Below are 220 nucleotides of genomic sequence, written 5' to 3'. Positions count from 1 at the left end.
GGTGATACCATAGGTAACACACTGCACAACTACTCTGTCCTAGCCGACAGCAAGTCTGTGCTGTTGGGCGTCATGTCCAAGAACATAGATGTGGGCAGCTACGCGTATCGCTACCTATGCCGCACCTCATCTCGCGTTAACCTGAATCATCTACAGCGTGTTGATGGCCCTATTGGTCGTTGCTACACATTGATCACCGATGATGGCGAGCGTACCTTTG

Annotated in this window: 1 pseudogene; it reads left to right on the top strand. The window is 51.4% G+C overall.

The annotated features are described in order from the left end of the window. A pseudogene (locus AB4585_RS28220) lies at positions 1–220 on the top strand (inosine/guanosine kinase); the annotation flags it as partial.

It is taken from the genome of Vibrio sp. 10N.222.49.C9, assembly GCF_041474985.1.
GTDB classification, from domain to species: domain Bacteria; phylum Pseudomonadota; class Gammaproteobacteria; order Enterobacterales; family Vibrionaceae; genus Vibrio; species Vibrio crassostreae_C.
Note: the sequence above shows the minus strand (reverse complement) of the source record. Positions and strands in the feature narration are given on the sequence as shown.